The organism is Paenibacillus wenxiniae, from assembly GCF_039822605.1.
GTDB lineage: Bacteria > Bacillota > Bacilli > Paenibacillales > Paenibacillaceae > Saccharibacillus > Saccharibacillus wenxiniae.
Genome location: NZ_JBCGUH010000005.1, coordinates 195,406 through 212,495, shown reverse-complemented (window position 1 = coordinate 212,495; position 17,090 = coordinate 195,406). Strand labels below are relative to the sequence as shown.

At 45.6% G+C, this 17,090-nt stretch carries 14 protein-coding genes and 1 pseudogene; 12 read left to right on the top strand and 3 right to left on the bottom strand.

The genetic code is table 11. The annotated features are described in order from the left end of the window. Positions 1-103 precede the first annotated feature (103 nt). The 3 genes from AAHF22_RS11645 to AAHF22_RS11635 all read right to left on the bottom strand — a co-directional run bounded on the left by AAHF22_RS11645 (position 104) and on the right by AAHF22_RS11635 (position 4,589). On the bottom strand, positions 104-1,525 hold the full coding sequence (locus tag AAHF22_RS11645) for a DNA-binding protein (RefSeq protein ID WP_347325173.1): 1,422 nt from the start codon (positions 1,523-1,525) through the stop codon (positions 104-106). 308 nt (positions 1,526-1,833) lie between these two features. Beyond that, a complete protein-coding gene (locus AAHF22_RS11640; RefSeq protein ID WP_347325172.1) occupies positions 1,834-3,156 on the bottom strand; it encodes a hypothetical protein in 1,323 nt (440 codons plus the stop codon). A 29-nt stretch (positions 3,157-3,185) separates the two neighbouring features. Further along, on the bottom strand, positions 3,186-4,589 hold the full coding sequence (locus tag AAHF22_RS11635; RefSeq protein WP_347325171.1) for a hypothetical protein: 1,404 nt from the start codon (positions 4,587-4,589) through the stop codon (positions 3,186-3,188). 1,267 nt (positions 4,590-5,856) lie between these two features. Here AAHF22_RS11635 and AAHF22_RS11630 point away from each other — a divergent pair. From AAHF22_RS11630 to AAHF22_RS11580, 12 genes and pseudogenes are all read left to right on the top strand, one after another. After that, positions 5,857-6,084, top strand: coding sequence for a hypothetical protein (locus AAHF22_RS11630; RefSeq protein ID WP_347325170.1), 228 nt, complete (start codon positions 5,857-5,859; stop codon positions 6,082-6,084). 41 nt (positions 6,085-6,125) lie between these two features. Further along, positions 6,126-6,284, top strand: a complete 159-nt coding sequence (locus AAHF22_RS11625; protein ID WP_347325169.1) for a hypothetical protein — start codon at positions 6,126-6,128, stop codon at positions 6,282-6,284. A gap of 64 nt (positions 6,285-6,348) precedes the next feature. After that, positions 6,349-6,429 (top strand): annotated as a pseudogene (locus tag AAHF22_RS23880) (oxidoreductase dimerization domain-containing protein); the annotation flags it as partial. 529 nt (positions 6,430-6,958) lie between these two features. Further along, on the top strand, positions 6,959-7,558 hold the full coding sequence (locus AAHF22_RS11620) for a TerD family protein (RefSeq protein WP_347325168.1): 600 nt from the start codon (positions 6,959-6,961) through the stop codon (positions 7,556-7,558). A 178-nt stretch (positions 7,559-7,736) separates the two neighbouring features. After that, positions 7,737-8,315, top strand: a complete 579-nt coding sequence (locus tag AAHF22_RS11615) for a TerD family protein (RefSeq protein WP_347325167.1) — start codon at positions 7,737-7,739, stop codon at positions 8,313-8,315. Positions 8,316-8,590: 275 nt separating this feature from the next. Continuing rightward, the gene (locus AAHF22_RS11610; RefSeq protein WP_347325166.1) at positions 8,591-9,907 is read left to right on the top strand and encodes a TerD family protein; all 1,317 of its coding nucleotides are present in this window, start codon (positions 8,591-8,593) and stop codon (positions 9,905-9,907) included. Between the two features lie 361 nt (positions 9,908-10,268). Continuing rightward, positions 10,269-11,477, top strand: a complete 1,209-nt coding sequence (locus AAHF22_RS11605) for an HpcH/HpaI aldolase/citrate lyase family protein (protein WP_347325165.1) — start codon at positions 10,269-10,271, stop codon at positions 11,475-11,477. Between the two features lie 76 nt (positions 11,478-11,553). Then, positions 11,554-13,026 carry a phosphoribosyltransferase family protein gene (locus tag AAHF22_RS11600; protein ID WP_371834059.1) on the top strand — a complete coding sequence of 491 codons (1,473 nt, stop codon included), beginning with the start codon at positions 11,554-11,556 and terminating at the stop codon, positions 13,024-13,026. After that, positions 13,019-14,185, top strand: a complete 1,167-nt coding sequence (locus AAHF22_RS11595) for a cysteine protease StiP family protein (RefSeq protein ID WP_347325163.1) — start codon at positions 13,019-13,021, stop codon at positions 14,183-14,185. Before AAHF22_RS11600 ends, AAHF22_RS11595 begins: the two co-directional genes overlap by 8 nt. Next, positions 14,185-15,024, top strand: a complete 840-nt coding sequence (locus tag AAHF22_RS11590) for an HAD family hydrolase (RefSeq protein WP_347325162.1) — start codon at positions 14,185-14,187, stop codon at positions 15,022-15,024. Before AAHF22_RS11595 ends, AAHF22_RS11590 begins: the two co-directional genes overlap by 1 nt. Then, a complete protein-coding gene (locus tag AAHF22_RS11585) occupies positions 15,011-16,066 on the top strand; it encodes an ATP-grasp domain-containing protein (RefSeq protein WP_347325161.1) in 1,056 nt (351 codons plus the stop codon). The genes AAHF22_RS11590 and AAHF22_RS11585 overlap by 14 nt, the downstream gene beginning before the upstream one ends. Positions 16,067-16,190: 124 nt before the next feature. Continuing rightward, positions 16,191-17,000, top strand: coding sequence for a hypothetical protein (locus tag AAHF22_RS11580; RefSeq protein WP_347325160.1), 810 nt, complete (start codon positions 16,191-16,193; stop codon positions 16,998-17,000). Positions 17,001-17,090 lie beyond the last annotated feature (90 nt).

Here is a 17,090-nt window from a genome sequence, read left to right as displayed (position 1 = left end):
AATAATCGGCTGCTTTTTTAATAGCTTTTCAACAGCGGAATTTCACGTCATTACACCATTACCCATTGTTGTAAAATGATTCACTGCGGAATGTGTAACAGGATTAGTCATGACGGCTACTGCTATGACCAGAGATAGTTTTACGATATACTTCAACATCTTCATTCACTCCTTTTATTAATTGATGGTAAGCATTTAGTTGAGAATCAGTTGCATATTCTTTTAATTGCTCAAATAAAGACACACAATCCAAAATCTTTGGTTTATTCTCAATTTGTATGCTCATCTCGATGCTTCTGAGAATGAAGCCTATACTCACAGCATAACGCTTTTTAAAGAAATGATACAGTGCCAGCTTATACTGTATAATCCAAGTATGAATCATATGAGCTGATTTATGATAATAACCATGATCAAAATTAATTGGTGAATCTGGATCAAGCGAGAATTTTTGAAGTATAGAGTCTATATTTAAATTATATTTATTAGCTGAATCAATAATAGTAATCATACTAGCTAGAATTTCATTTGGATATCTATCCAGAAATTCCACATACTCATTCAGTTTAGTCGTATTACCCATTAGTAAATCAAGATTATGAGTGTTTGCTTCAGCCAAGACCTTGAATTTAGCAACTTCACGTAAGCCAACTTCGTTTAAATCAGGAAACCAGCTTAGATCAGCATAACCTAATATATATGTTTTGGCTTCCTCATATTTGCCTAAGTTTTCTAGGGCTACAGACTTCAAAAGATAACTTTGACCATAATATACAACTGGGTGTCGGTCCGTAGAAGTAGGCCATTGGATATCTGATTTTTTAGAATTTTCTGACATTTTATAGACGGTAGAGAGTAAAGAACGAAGTTCATCTGCACAATATTCCATCATTCGCCATTCTTGTATAAGATAATATACATTGGCTAATTGGAGTAAGGCATCTAGCATGAAATTTTCTGGTAGTCTATTTTTATATGGTTCAAAGCGGATGACAGCTCGGAAGCTTGCTTCTGTATTTTCACCAATCGAAGCTCGAAATACTCGATAATGCGAAATAGCCAATCTCTCCGAATGCTGATGCTTCTCATTTTCGATAACGCATTCATAAAAAGGAATAGCTTCCTTCACTTTACCTTCTTCATATAATTCCTCAGCCAATCCGAATACAGAAACCGTATTCGATAAATCCTCCATCAGGCGATCCAATACAGCCTGAATGCAGTCATAGCGTCCAATCTCAGTACATCGCAGGAGGAAAGCCTTGATCCGGCGCCAGTCTGCTTTTTCGTTAATAAAACATTCATCCACATAATATTCATACATCCAGCCTTCTTCATGACCGAGTGCTTCAGCCATAAGATCGAGCTGGCGGATGGAAATGGATTTTGGCGGATTACCGTTTAAAATACCGCTAATAATCCCGCGATTGATCCCGGCAAGCTTGCCGAAACTGCTAAGGGAGTGTCCGCGTTGACGTATTCCCTTTTCAATCTCCAAACGTATGGTTGTGGTGTTGGTAATCATAACCGAACACACCCCTCTAAGGTAAAAGTTTCCCGTGTATTGCGTCCCAGTTAACCCATGCTTTCAAATTTATTACATTATATATTAGAGCTTAAACTATGGTCAATTACTTTTAATTAAGAAAACGAGAAATAGGTATCGAAATTAGGAAACACTGTATAAAGCTTTTGCTAAAAAGGTAAGTATAGGTATTTTAAATTATGAATATAAATCTGTAAAAAAATAAGAATCACTACTGAAGTAGTCACTCTTATTTTAGGTTTTTAATTGATATCGATCTGAGGAATATTGCTTGATAAGCAATCAATTTAAAAATAAAATTTACATAATTTTTCAAATAGCTCACTGCTATCAAAGGCATTAATCCGATTATATTGCTCTATGTGAGATTTTAACTTCGTCAATACATGCTCTAATTGATCTGTTCTATCCTTACGTTCAAAATAATATAAAGCCAAATCATAATAAATATTAGTGTATCGGTTAATTTCACTAATTATAGAGTACGTGGTGGTCGTCTGAAGGTAATGCAAAGCATCAGTAGGATAAATAATATCATGATACTTTTCTAAAATCCCATCAATATCCCATTTATGCATATTACTAGATTTTATGATGATTTCTATACTAGCAGGCTGTTCTTCTGGAAAAAACTCAAGATAGTCTATATAGGGCTTAAGTACGCTAGCATTTCCTTGTAAAAGTTCGAGGTTATATCGATTGCATTTAGCGATGATGAGAAATTTTTCGACCTGAGCCTTATCAGTATCATCTAAAAATTTAAACCAACTCAAATCTTCATACTGCGTTGTTAGTTCTTTTGATTCCTCATAATGTCCTTTATACTCCAAGCTTACAGCTTGAGCGATATAACCTTTTCCATAATAAACAAGCAACGAACGTTCCGATTTTTTAATATATGGGTGCTGTCTTTCTATTATCGTGTTATATACGAGAATTGTGCTAGTAACGAGTTCTTCGCCATATTGTTTTAAAGCATCCCAATCTTTAACTGCAAAAGACACATTAATTAACTGAGCAAGCGCATCTAATTTTAAATGGATAGGTAGAGCATGTCGATAAGGAGTGAACTGAATCGTAGACTTAAAGCTTTTCTGCAAGTCTAGCCCCAAATTAGCACGAAATAAGCGATATTGACTGATTGTAAAACGTTCATTTTGTAGATTTACCTCATGGTCTAGTACATATTGATAAAATATACACAAATCTGCATTCACGTTTTGCTCAGTCAATTCCTCCGCCAAACTAAAAATATAATTCGTATAACTCGCCTTATCCTGAAGCGCATCCAACACCATCTCAATCAATTCCATCTTCTCCAGCGTCAAACAGTGAGTGAGCAGGTCCTTGATTCTCCGCCAGCTCACATTTTCGATATCTACCAGCATCTCCTGTGCATACCGTTCATACAACCAGCCTGCCGGAAACTGCAAAGCTTCGGTCATCTGATTTAGCTGATTCATAGAAAAGGACTTGGTTGCCTGATCGTTCAACGTCAGGCTCAGCACACCACGATTGATGCCTGACGCCTTGCTGAAGCTGCTTAACGTGTAGCCTTGCCGCGCTATTTCTGTATTCAGTTCATCACGTACGCTATGCGTATGGTTCATGAAGCTACACGCCCCCCGTATTGCGGATTTTAGTTAGAGTCTGGATTGCACTTAGCTTGTTTAATTTCAAGGGGTTCGCGCAGTTCACGCAATTTTTTAAATAAATTCAAGCAATCGATGATTCGACCACGATTGTATTTTACGATGGTCGTTTCTAGTGCTAACAATATATTTTCCAGCCGTTGATCGTAGATTTTGCGATTGCAGTAATAAATGGCGAGTTCATAGTACACGTTTACATAACGGCTGATCACGATTGATTCATCTTTAAAGCCTTCAAAGGCTGCTGTATACGTGTAGCCTGTGGCAGCATCTCCGAAAATTTCAAACGGATAGAGCACATGCTCATGATCTTCCAAAGTGGAATCCACATTGAAATCATGCTTGTTTGCCGCTTGCAAAATAGCATGCAGCCCGGTTAATGCTTCTTCTGGGTGAGCACGCAGTAATGCGGCATATTCGGATAGAGCTTCGCTATTTCCTGACAGCATTTCTACACTCAACCGGTTAAACGAAGTGAAAAAGCGAAAGCGCTCAATATGTTGCTGATTCGTCGGATGGTGATCGTCAAACCAATCCAGATTGGCGAGCTGATCGAGCAGTTGCCGGGCTTCATCATATCGTTCATGGTATTTATGAGCGCTGAACCGCAGTGTTAGTCCTTGACCATAGTAGTAGACGAGCGGCTCTTCCAATGGAATCGCTTTAGGCTGATAGCCTTTGCGCTGGCTCGCCTGGCGATAATCGTATACGCGTTTGGCTAGCTCATGAAGTTCTTTGCCATACTGACCGGTGACCTCCCAATCTTGAACGGTATAAAAGATATTGCCCAGCTTGAGCAATGCTTCCAGCTTCAGCTGCACAGGCAATTGGGTACGAAAAGGCTCAAATGCCAGTGCTGCTCGAAGATTATGCTCGATATTATGACTCAGCGCAGCACGAAAAATACGGTACTGGCTAATCGCAAGCCGTTCGGATTGATAGTTCCGCTCATTTTCGATTACACAGCGGTATAGCATGATCGAAGCGCTGTCTTGTTCGGTATCGGATAGTTCCTCCGCCAACTCAAACACATGACTAATATGATTCGGGTCCTCCATCAACAACCCCAGTATACGCGTAATCAAATCGTTTCGACCTAACTCTACACAGCGCAGCAGTAAAGGGCGAACGCGGCGCCAGTTGGTCTTGCCAGACTCATTGAAACATTCCTGGGCGAACTTTTCATACAGCCAGCCTTCAGGTTTATTCAATGCGTGTATCATTTTATCCAATTGATTGATAGACATCGGTTTGGGTGGTGAGCCGTTCAACGTTGAGCTAAGGATGCCACGATTGATGCCCGATACCTTGCTAAAGCTGCTCAGAGAGTAGCCCTGACGTGCGATTTCGGCTTCTAGCTCGTGGCGTAGTGTGGTGAAATGTTTCTGCAAGTGAATCACCTCTTTATGGTCATGCATTAACTTCATGTCGATGAAGCACCGGTGTCATACATTGTCGACTTTGTTATCTATTACGTAGCCATATCGTCTATACGTTTCATAATTTTGTAAATTTTTTATAATCAAAGGGACATAATCGATACGTCATCATTTCCGTTTCATCGTATGCAAACTGCTATATGTTTATATCGTCATCCGATTAAAAAAGCGCGATCATGCTCGAATAGAAGGCGGCATTTCGTTTGCCAAAAAATGATAATTTTTATTATTATATAGGTTACCTAAAAGCTTGAATGTTCGTTTTTGGTAACTTATTATATGGACTGCATCAAATTCCAGACAAAGAACAGTAGTTCAAAAAAAAGGATGTGATTACAAAAAAAATAAGTCCGATTTTCGCAAACTGCTGTAATAATAGAAATTGTAAGACATGCAGGTCAGAACATCATAGATCTGCACATCGTATGCCTGGTCGTAACGTTTCACCAAAGCTTGAACAAGGACATAGCTAACGCAGCGGGGAAGTACCAGACTTGCGGATGCAGCGATAGAGAAGATGCATTTGTTTCTGTACTGGCAGCGTCTGGATGGTGTCCGGGAACAGTAGCTACACCTATATCATAAGTTCGTGTTTTTTTATATCATAGAACACCTATAGCCATAACAGTAGCCATATGGCTACATAGCTTCACTTTATTAGCGTATTCTTAATGGAGTACGCCTAGCAGGGCATCATGTTTACGGCATGATGGAAAGATTGCAGCGCATACACGCTGTGATATATAGCAAGCAAAGCAAGAACGCCTGAGCCAGGCACAGGCGAACGAGAGTGGCCCAGTACCGAATTGGTTGGGCTTTTTTTTACATTGATATCTTAAAATAAAGTCATTGTTCATGAAAGTGTTTACGTATACTTTTGTCAAAAGCTGTCTATATGATGGCGCTGTCGTGACATTATCGTTTGAGAAAGATCTGCTCTACCCGTGTAAGCGTCCCAGCTTCCGATGCAGATTGCTCTCTTTTTTGACAGGCCGTATAGACGGTCTATTTGTTGATTGATAATTTTCGACAAAAATGTAATGGCTTAATTAGTCAATTATACACTGGTAGTAGTGTAGTAAATGTATAATAATGGGATTCTGCGAGCGGAGAGCTGAAGCTCGCAACATGTCATACTGTATATCGTTTATCATTTACGCACTTCTGACGATGGGTATATGAATTGCGGGAGTCTATTACATCTTTTGGAGGGTCCACCATGAACAGGCTTTTGATAGCCTTGGTTATGTTTGTCCGGCAACGGCTGATGGGTAACATTATTCCAGCTGTGATTATCTATTTGTTCTGGCTGTATGGTTTGCAAAATAGTGCCGGTGAAGCGCTCGGTACCGCCATTGTGGCATTTATACTGCTGTCGCTGGGGGATATGATCGCACTTTATTTTTTCAAAGGCAATGCGGTTAATCGTAATAAGCACGCTAGATAGTTGAAGGTGCTGAATTCCGCCGAGCTAGTTTGGCGATTATGATGCTAGTAACGACCATTGTGCTAGTGGCGATCATGATGCTAGTAACGACTATTGTGCTAGTGGCGATCATGATGCTAGTAACGACTATTGTGCTAGTGGCGATTATGATGCTAGTATCGATCATTGTGCTAGTATCGATTATGATGCCAGTTTACTGAATGCTAGTTTAATGATTATCGTCTCATATAGGCTGTGTAGCATGGCGATTTCAGTAACCCTGTCCACATGATCGCTGAAATGAGTCTGGCCATCGAAATGGGTGCTACCCTGGAAGATTTGGCTCTGACTATTCATGCTCACCCACTCTGGTGCTGACACAATCATCTGACGATGACAATGGCTAGAGGTCGGGCTGTATATTCATTTTTGTAATCGAACTTCTTATCGAAGCTGATATAGGCTAAAACAGGTTAATGATCAAGCGTCTGATTAATGCAATCGGGCGCTTTTACATATGTACCGACTTAGATTTACATGCTGTTGATACTTGCCGTTATCTAAAAGGGACAGGCTGTTTTTTTACTAACGTGTGGGAAAATAAAGAGGAATGCAATGGCATTCATTATACATAATTACCTGAATATTCCGTGATGATGAACGCTTGCGATGGCGAAATTTTCCTTTGCCCTTGTTGCTCTGCTAAGATGGAGGTAAGGACATGATGATCGCTTGCCCAAGCCCATCATTTCCTATCGGACAAGAGCCGTCATTGGCGACAGGCTAGCCCTGGATCATTCGGGCTTGTTCTGACCGATTTGAAAAAAATGAAACGATTGCTCGACCTGCACAGTATTATGTACCATTACGTGCAAAAAGGAGGCCTATCTCATTCATGACAATCAATCTCGTAAAGGGACAGAAGATTGACCTGACCAAAGGCCGCAGTGATCTGACAAAGCTGCTGGTTGGACTCGGCTGGGACCCTGCTGAAGAAAAGTCCCGCGGGTTGTTCGGCTTCAAAAAGTCTACGCCTAATATCGACTGTGATGCATCGGCGCTGATGCTTAGTGAAGACGACAAACTGCTGCGCAAGGAAAATCTGGTCTGCTTTTACAATCTGACCAGTGCTTGTGGTTCTGTAAAACATAGTGGCGATAATCTGACTGGCGAAGGTGCAGGTGACGATGAGCAAATATTGATCGACCTGTCCAAAGTGCCGTCTGATGTGCACAAGATTCTGGTCGTCGTTAACATCTACCAGGCAGAGCAGCGTCGGCAAGACTTTGGCATGATTGCATCTGCTTATATCCGTGTAGCTAATGAACAAACGGGCGAGGAACTGGCGCGTTATAATTTGACGGATAATTACGCAGGCATGACCGCACTGGTGACAGGTGAGCTGTATCGTAACGGATCGGATTGGAAGTTCAATGCGATCGGTCAGGGCAAGCATGCTGCTCATGTCGATATTCTTGCTCGCGAATATGTTTAAGCTGTACGTGTAATGACCTCGTGACGATGAGCATATATGGATTCATTAGTCTAAAGTGAGGTCCGTTCTTTTGTATCCTTTAGCGGATAGAGAACAGTGTATGATCTGTAGTACCCCCTAGCAACAATGGTAAGCTGTACCACCTATACTTATATATTGAGAAAAGAGGGAACTTATTATGCCAATCAACCTGAGTAAAGGCCAAAAAATCGATCTGACGAAAACAAATCCAGGACTTTCCAAAATCACAGTAGGTCTGGGTTGGGATACGAATAAATATGATGGCGGCGGCGAGTTCGACCTTGACGTATCCGTATTTTGCACAAACGGTGCAGGTAAAGTAGCAAGCGACAAGGACTTCATTTTCTTCAATAATCCACAAAATGAAAACGCATCTGTTGTACACAGCGGTGACAACCGTACAGGTGCTGGTGACGGCGATGATGAGCAGATCAAAGTAGACCTGCAAAACGTACCGGCAACAACGGAAAAGATCGCGTTTACGATTACGATCTATGAAGCAGACACTCGTAACCAGAATTTCGGTCAAGTGTCCAACGCTTATGTACGTATCGTCAATGATGCAACAAACGAAGAACTGATCCGCTTCGATCTGGGTGAAGACTTCTCTGTTGAAACAGGCGTTGTCGTAGGCGAACTGTATCGTCACGGTGCAGAGTGGAAATTTAGCGCTATCGGAAGCGGCTACCGTGATGGTCTGGCAGGTCTGGTACGCGACTACGGTTTGCAAGCTTAATTGACACTTTATCGGTAGGGTACTCCGTGTACCATTCTGATATTCGCTCTTATATGGAGAGTAATGAGATTCATTTGGTAACTTACCAGGAATCGATCGACTTTCAATCCACACTCTCGCACGGAGAGCAGCATAACAGGATAATAAACGATAGGAATGCATAACGCTTGCTTAGCAGGCAAGCTCAAATCGTTACGTAATAACGAATGACATACAGGGTACGTCCCTGTATGTCATTTTAACATCAAGCTATATCTCGCTCAGGAGGTGAAGGCATGAGCAGTATGATCGTCAGAGGACAGAAAACGGATGTGACGAAAAATCGACCCGGACTTACACAGTTCAGTCTGCTGCTAGGCTGGCAGGCACCGGATACGATGGAGCTGGATACATCGGCTTTTTTGCTACAGGCGAATGGACGTGTCGCCAGCGATGATGATCTGATCTTTTACGGCAACGCAGGCAATGGGTTTATTCGATACATTGAACAGGGTAGCGGTACGGATCGGCGCCGCTTTGATATAGCACTTTCTGCGATTCCACAGCAGATTGATAAAATTGCGATAACATTGACGATTTATAATGCGGAGGTACCTGGTCATACGTTTAGCCGCATGCAGCAGATGTACATACGAGGTGTGGTGGATTCGGGACAGACCGAGGTGTTCCGATATAACCTGGAAGCTGGCTTTTCCAATGAAACGGCGATTGTGATTGGGGAGCTGTATCGGTATCAGGGAGAGTGGAAGTTTGCTGCTGTTGGCGCTGGCTATTTTGGCGGATTACAGGAGCTATGTAGCAGCTATGGGGTTGAGGTGGAGTCACCGGCAGAGCCACAGGGTACACCTCCTTCACCACCACCGCCTGCTCCATCCGTGCAACCATCGCGGTCATTTGTGCCACCGATTCAGCAATCTCCACCGCCGATGCTACCACCTGCACCACCGACTTCTCCTACGCCGCCGTCTGCTCCGCTGAATCTGTCCAAGATTGAGCTGAAGAAAAAGGGCGATGTGATTAATTTACAGAAAAAGCCGGGGGTATCGCTCGGTGAGTTGTTAATTAATCTGAACTGGAACCGCAAACAGGGCAAAAGTGGTGGATTTTTCGGCTTCGGCGGTTCGAGTTCGCAGGGTGCCGATCTGGATCTGGGCTGTCTGTATGAGCTACAGGACGGAACAAAAGGGGTTGTACAGGCGCTCGGTAATCGATTTGGCAGTCTGGAGTTGGAACCGTACATTTCACTTGATGCGGATGATCGTACAGGAGAACGCTCCAATGGGGAGAATATGCGCATCAATGGCAATCGTTTATCTGATATTAAACGGGTGCTCGTATTCTCGTTTATTTATGAAGGGATTAGTCGCTGGACCGAGGCAGATGGTGTAGTGACGATTCAGCAACAGGGTGGGCCAGACATTATCGTTCGTCTGGATGAACCGGATAATCGCCGCACGATGTGTGCTGTAGCGATGATTCAAAATGTTGGTGATACGTTCAGCATTGAGAAGGTTGTACAGTATTTTAGTGGTCACAGGGAGATGGACCTTGCCTTCAACTGGAATATGCGCTGGACAGCAGGACGGAAATAATAGGGATCGCCTAGTATAGGATGATCTCGAACTTGTCATTACGATCATGAGCCATGTCTCGTCATAATCGTAATGACAAAACGTCTTCGCTCGATCAAGAATGCGGATCAAACGTTACCTGTAATAGATGACGCGATCCCCATGCAAAGCTATACGGTATGGATTAAGCAAGTTGTATCCTTCCCGGCACCGGAATGTGCCGGATGACAAGCGTCCCTCCTGTTTGCATAAATGGGAGGGTTTTCGTGTTCGGTTGTCTGAACAAGCCACATCGTGATGGACATCATAGCCATGGGGCTGTATTTGGACATAGCTTTACGAAGTAGATTCATATGAGCTGGTGTATACCGGGAGGGGTATTATGCGTTATTTTAATTATTTATCGCAAGCAGAAGAGCAGGAATTGTTTTATTCCTTACCTGTAGAGTACAACAATACATCGGATCAGGAGCTGCTGGCGTATGCGGTTGGTGCGGCACTGTATTGTCCGGCTACACGTCCAACGATTGCGACGGATGTGCTGTCTGGCAAGCATCTCGGTTTGACCTCATGGGTGTTCGATCTGGAGGATGCGATCGGAGATCAGCAGGTTGAAGCGGCGGAGATGTCACTGACGGTGCAGATGAATCGCCTGCGCATGTCGCTGGAGCAGGACCCTGTATTATATGGACGTGTCCCGCTGCTGTTTATCCGCGTTCGCAGTGTGGAGCAGCTTGGGCGTGTACTGGAAAGTATGGGATCGCTAATGGAGTTAATTACAGGGATCATGTTGCCGAAGTTTGGCGCGGAGCAGGGAGAACGTTATTTTGAGACGATATCCCGATATAATGAGAACACAGATAGCTGTGCGCCGGTGCTGTACGGGTTACCCATTCTGGAAACAGCGGAGGTCATCTACAGGGAGAGTCGTTTGGATGCACTACTGGCGATCAAGCGTGTGCTGGATCGTTATCGAGCGTATGTGCTGAATGTGCGTATCGGTGCGACCGATTTTTCCAGTCTGTTCGGTTTACGTCGTAATCCAGATGTGACGATCTATGAGATTGCCCCGATTCGGGACTGCATTTCCGATATTATTAATCTGTTTGGGCGGATGGATGCGCCGTATGTAATATCCGGGCCGGTGTGGGAGTATTTTGCCAGTGGAGAGCGTGTATTGAAGCCACAAATTCGGCAGTCTCCCTTTGAAGAAGCGTTAGGACCGGATGGGCGCCGCTTGCGCAATGAGTATATTAATCGGCATGTGGATGGATTGATCCGCGAGGTGATGATGGATAAGGAAAATGGTATCGTGGGCAAAACGATCATTCATCCGTCACATATACGTCTGGTGCAGTCGATGTACACGGTGACACGCGAGGAGTATGACGATGCGATCGGCATTATTGAGCGTAACAATGGAGAGCTGGGTGTATTCAAAAGCGGCTATTCCAACAAAATGAACGAAATTAAGCCGCATTTGAATTGGGCTAAAAAGGTACTTGCCAGATCAAAAATATATGGGGTGCTGCATGAACAACAACATTTTATCTCCCTCCTCTCCGAGCAGGAAAGAAGTGTATACGTATAATATTTTAGAGCAATTACAAGTAAAGGTGGAAGTGGAGAGCAATCCGTTTGGCTTGCCACTGGATCGTCTGTTTCAGATGGCGGCGCGGATTAATCCGAAGCGTTCATTTTTGTTTGTGAGCCGTGTGCTGGGCAAGCATCTTGCCGTTGATCCGTATGTATCGTTGCTGAGCGGAGCAGCCTTATCGCTGCTGCTGTATCGCGAATTGGAGTTGTCTGCTACCGCTGGAAAGAAGCAGGCACTTGTAATGGATGACAGTATGCCCCTGGATTCCACTAAAGCGAAGCGGAATCCAACCAAACATCAGATAGAACTTGATCCAACTGATGATGATCGTCATGAATCGCTTGATCCAGACGAGCCGTCCATAGCACGAGCGTCTGATCAGCTAGCTACACTATTGCCGGATGTGCTGAAAGCGTTAATGACGGGAGAAGGCGCTAAGGAAGCGTATGAGCGCCTGATGGAGAATGGGCTTGTACTGACGCAGCCCGTATCGTTTATCGGCTTTGCGGAGACGGCTACGGCGCTTGGGCATAGCATGTATGCACCGTTTCGTGGCGAAGCTTCCTACGTACACACGACCCGTCATGATGTGGCAGGATTAACGCCGGTCATTACGTTTGAAGAGGAGCATTCCCATGCGGTAGCACATCGCTGTTATGCGCTCCATACCGATATGATTGCAGGGCAGCAGCCGATTGTACTGGTAGATGATGAGATCACGACAGGCAAAACGACGCTCAATATTATTCGCGCGCTTCATGAACAGTATCCGCGCCCGACGTACTATATCGCTTCGCTGCTAGATTGGCGCAGTGAGCAGCATGTGCTGCGCTATGCGGAATTGGAGCAGGAGCTAGGCATTACGATTGTGCCGCTATCGCTTGTGAAAGGGCGAATTACAGTGGAAGGGCAGGCACAGCTTGTTCATCCGCCATTTAAAGCGTTAGAGCTAGACGAGAATGTTCCGGTGACGTATACAGAGCTGGAGGGTGTGCTGGAGCTATTACAGGGCTATCCATCGGTAGATGGCGCTGGTGTTCAGCATCATGCTCCATTTGTACGCTGGACCGGTCGCTTTGGATTGGCAGCTGAGCATAACGCTGCATTGGAGCAGGGCATCGGTCAGGCCGCTCGCCAGCTGTCCAAGCTGCGTAAAGGAAACCGTACACTCTGTCTGGGCACAGAGGAATTTATGTACATTCCGATGCGGATTGCAGCTGAGATGGGCGCTGGTGTGAAGTATCACTCTACGACACGCAGTCCGGTTTATCGCACGGCAGCGCCGGAGTATGCGATCTATAGCGGAGATACGTTTCCATCGCCAGAAGATTCCAGTGTGACAAATTATGTGTACAATATTCCATTTGGCAGCTATGATGACGTATTCGTATTTTTGGAACGTGCTGTACCGGAAGGACATCTGGATGGATTGTTAAATACATTACGTTCACGTGGATTCAAGCAGGTGAATGTGGTCATTTGCGGCTCACACCGTCATGATCGCTTGTACCGTCATAATGGAGAGGGGAATGGCGATGAGTGAACCGACGGCACAGCAAGCGCAGACACAGCCTGCCTGGGCAGAGCCATCGCTGGCTGCACCTGTACCATTAGGGAGCTACCGTGCAGATGATGTGGTCTTTTTGCTCAAAGATCTGAGTGATGTACAGCTGGAGCGTGCAACCGAGGAACGGGAAGAAGCGATTCAGACGGGGACGCATTATTCAGAAATGCTGCCAGCGGAATATGAGCCGACCGAAGAATATGTAGGACTGTTCCATAAAGCGTTAGAGCATTCGGCAGAGCAGGTCGCACTTGCAGCGGGCGTAGTGAGTGAATGTATCCTGCATAAACGTGGGCGACAGCTTGTGCTCGTCTCGCTGGCACGTGCGGGTACTCCGGTTGGTATTTTGATCAAGCGTTATATGGAAGCGATGTATGGGCTAGAGGTGCCACATTACAGCATTTCGATTATTCGTGGCAAGGGCATCGATGAGAATGCGTTAAAATACATTTTGCAGCAGCATGGGACGGAGACACAGATTCAATTTGTCGATGGCTGGACGGGTAAAGGGGCGATTCGCCGCGTGCTGGTGCAGGCATGTCGGCAGTTTAATGAGCGCTATGGCGTACAGCTGAATGATGATCTGGCGGTACTTGCCGATCCAGGGCGTTGCTCGGATACGTATGGTACACGCGAGGATTTTCTAATTCCAAGCGCTTGCTTGAACTCAACCGTATCGGGCTTGATGAGCCGGACGGTGCTACGAGCTGACTTGATCGGGGAGCATGATTTTCACGGGTCGAAATTTTATCGTCACTGGCTGCATCAGGATCTGTCGAATGTGTTCGTGGATCGGATCCGTGCTTGCTTTGAACATATTCAGCAGGCGGCGATTCAGCGTGCTACTGAACTGCTGGAACAGCCAGAGCCGGGCGATTGGCAGGGGATGGAAGATATTCGCTCTATTCAGGAGCAATTTGGACTTAGCGATATTAATTTGATTAAGCCTGGTGTTGGGGAGACGACACGTGTACTGCTTCGCCGTGTACCGTGGAAAATATTGATCGATCGCGAGGACAATCCGCATTTACAGCATATTTTGCATCTGGCGCGTGAGCGTGGTGCGGATATTGAGATGAAGCCGGATATGACTTACGCTTGCTGTGGAATAATTAAACCGAGAGATGGTGACGGCTAATGCTGTTATATGCAAGTGATCTGGATCAAACGCTAATCTATTCGGAGCGTTCCCGTGGAATGGAGCTTGACCAGAATACGATGTTGCCTGCTGAGACGGTAGATGGGCGGATAACGTCCCATATTTCCAAATTGGCATTGGAGCGATTACAGCGGATTGCAGCTGGGATTCCATTTGTACCGGTCACAACACGGGTGCTGGAGCTGTACGATCGCATTCACCTGTTTCGCGATCAGGTCGTGCCTGCCTATGCGATCACGAGTAATGGCGCTCATATTTTGATCAATGGACAGATCGATCAGGAGTGGCATGCGTATATTATGGACGATGTGCGGAAGCTGGCTGCACCGGCAAGCGAAGCGATAGCGGTATTTCATACGATTGCACAGCCCGAATGGGTAGTGCGGGAAAGCTATTGGGAGGATACGTTCTTCTCGGTGCTCGTAAAGCGTGAAGAGATGCCTTATGAGCAGGTGATGGCGCTTGCGCCAGCGCTGGAACAATTGGGTTGGGGGCTGTCGATCCAGGGGCGTAAAGTGTATCTCGTTCCTTTTCCCGTCAGTAAAAATCGGGCGATTGCACATGTGAAGGGATTATGCGGTGCTACGCATGTGATCGCTTCCGGTGATTCGTTGCTTGATCTTGGCTTACTGCAAGCGGCCGATGAGGCGATTGCACCTGCACATGGTGAGCTATATCGCGCTTATGGAAATGGAACACTGACGGATATGTCGTTTGGCTTTACGGCACGGTCTGGCATTGTGGCAGCAGAGGATATTTTGCAATTTGTAGCGGATATTATGGACAGGGAAGGAAGCTATGCGAATGAGTACCGATAAAAAGATCCGAATCTGGTTTAACCGCAGTTTTGCGGTAGGCTATCATTATATGGAGGCAGTTCGTAACAATGAGGATGGTCTGGCTTTTGAAATTTACGGTTCTCATCGTGATCCAGAGCATGTGTCCTTGCTGTCCTGCGATTATACCGAAGTGGAGCCTGTCCTGACGGGAAGTGAGTACGCGGAGTTCTGTCTTGATTTTTGCCGTCGGCATGAGATTGAGGTGTTTTTTCCACGCTGGGGGATGCGTTATGTTGTGGCGGCAGCGGAACAATTTGCACAAATGGGTGTGAAGCTCGTTTGCTGTACAGATGCACAGTTGCTGGATGAGATCGAAGATAAAGGCAACTTCTTCCGGTCCGTAGCAGAGCAACAATTAATGGTTGTACCGGAATATGAGGTTGTACATACGGCGAAGCAATTCAAGGCTGCTTACGAACGCATCGAAGCGCTGGGCCTGGGTGTATGCTTCAAGCCGACACGGATGGAAGGCGGCGTAGGCTTTCGGATTATCCATAATGAAGTCGATCCGCTGGAAGAGCTATTTTCCACGGTGAGTGCGCGTGTGACATTTGAGCATGCGTATCGTACGCTATCCAGTGTAGAGACGTTCCCGGAACTAATGGTAATGGAGATGCTGGAAGGACCGGAATACAGCATCGATTGTCTGGCTTCTCCGGCAGGTGAACTGCTCGCTGCGATTCCAAGACGAAAAAATGGCGGCAGATCAAGGCTGCTTGAACATAATGAAGAATTGCTAGCGATTGCGGCGCGGGTAGCGAGCTTCTACCGAATTCCTTATAATTATAATCTACAGCTGATTTATCAGGGAGATACCCCGAAAGCACTTGAGATCAATCCACGCATGTCCGGCGGACTGCATATGTCCTGTCTATCAGGAATTAATTTCCCTTATCTGGCTGTGAAAATGGCACTTGGTTATTCGGTTCCGGTTCAGCAACCACAATATGGGCTATTAACGACATATGTAGAGCAACCGCTTGTGATGCGGCATCAGCCAACCGAGCAGCCGCAGCCGTAATGTGCTCCGCTAGCGAATATGTACTATCTTTTTTTACATATTGTTTGCGCGGATGACGCAACCGACGGACAGGCGTGTACGTAGCATAGTACATGAGACTTTTGCAGAGGCAGGTGTTTTTCAGATGAGTACAGGCAAAATTGTTGGCAAAACCGTGCTTGGTGGCGCGATCGGCTATCTTGCTGGTTGTCTGGTCGGCATATGGACGCCCGATGCCGTGACGCTGTTATTCCCGCTTGCTGGTTCGATTTATGGAGTCGTATGGGCAGGGCGTTCACAGCGCGATCCGGCTCTTCCACCCGCACCGACACAACCCCCTCTGTCCCAGCCGCAAGCGCGCCCAAATCAAGCGTCTGGCGCCAGTTCGTCCGGTCGTCATTCGTTGCAGGAGCAGTATGAACAGGCTGCTCGTCAACGGGCGGTGGAGCAACAACGCCATAGTGAGCAGGAAGCAGCGGCGCGATCCGCAAGTACAGCACGTGTACAGACATCCAATGCACAGCACGCTTCAACCGCAGCGGAGCATAAAGGCACTGTAGGGGTATTGCCTATTTTCCAACCGGTACTCGAATATCTCGGTGTACTGGAAGAAATGATTATTTCGGAAGGACAGAAGCATAATCTGGATAATGAGATTGTGGAGAAGTCCTGTGCATTATTTTTACGATTACAGCGTTTGATTCCGATTTTGTCGGAATTGAATAACGATGATATTAATCATACGATCAAGCGTCTCGTCATGAATGATCTAAACAGTGTGATCAATCCATTCCTACGACTGAGCGGTGAGGCGAAGACGAAAAATCGCCGCATTTTGCTGGATGGATTAAAGGACGTGAATAACCGTGTGACTCAGATTGTGAAAACGATCGAGCACAAGGATCTGATGGAACTTCAGTCCAGAGCCGAATTGCTGCATCATCGATATTCCTGAGTGAACAGAGACGAGTCATAGAATGACATCGATGTGAGGACGGTCGTCCACTACGTTGTATCAATCCAGGCTGCCTGTCAGCCCTAAAGG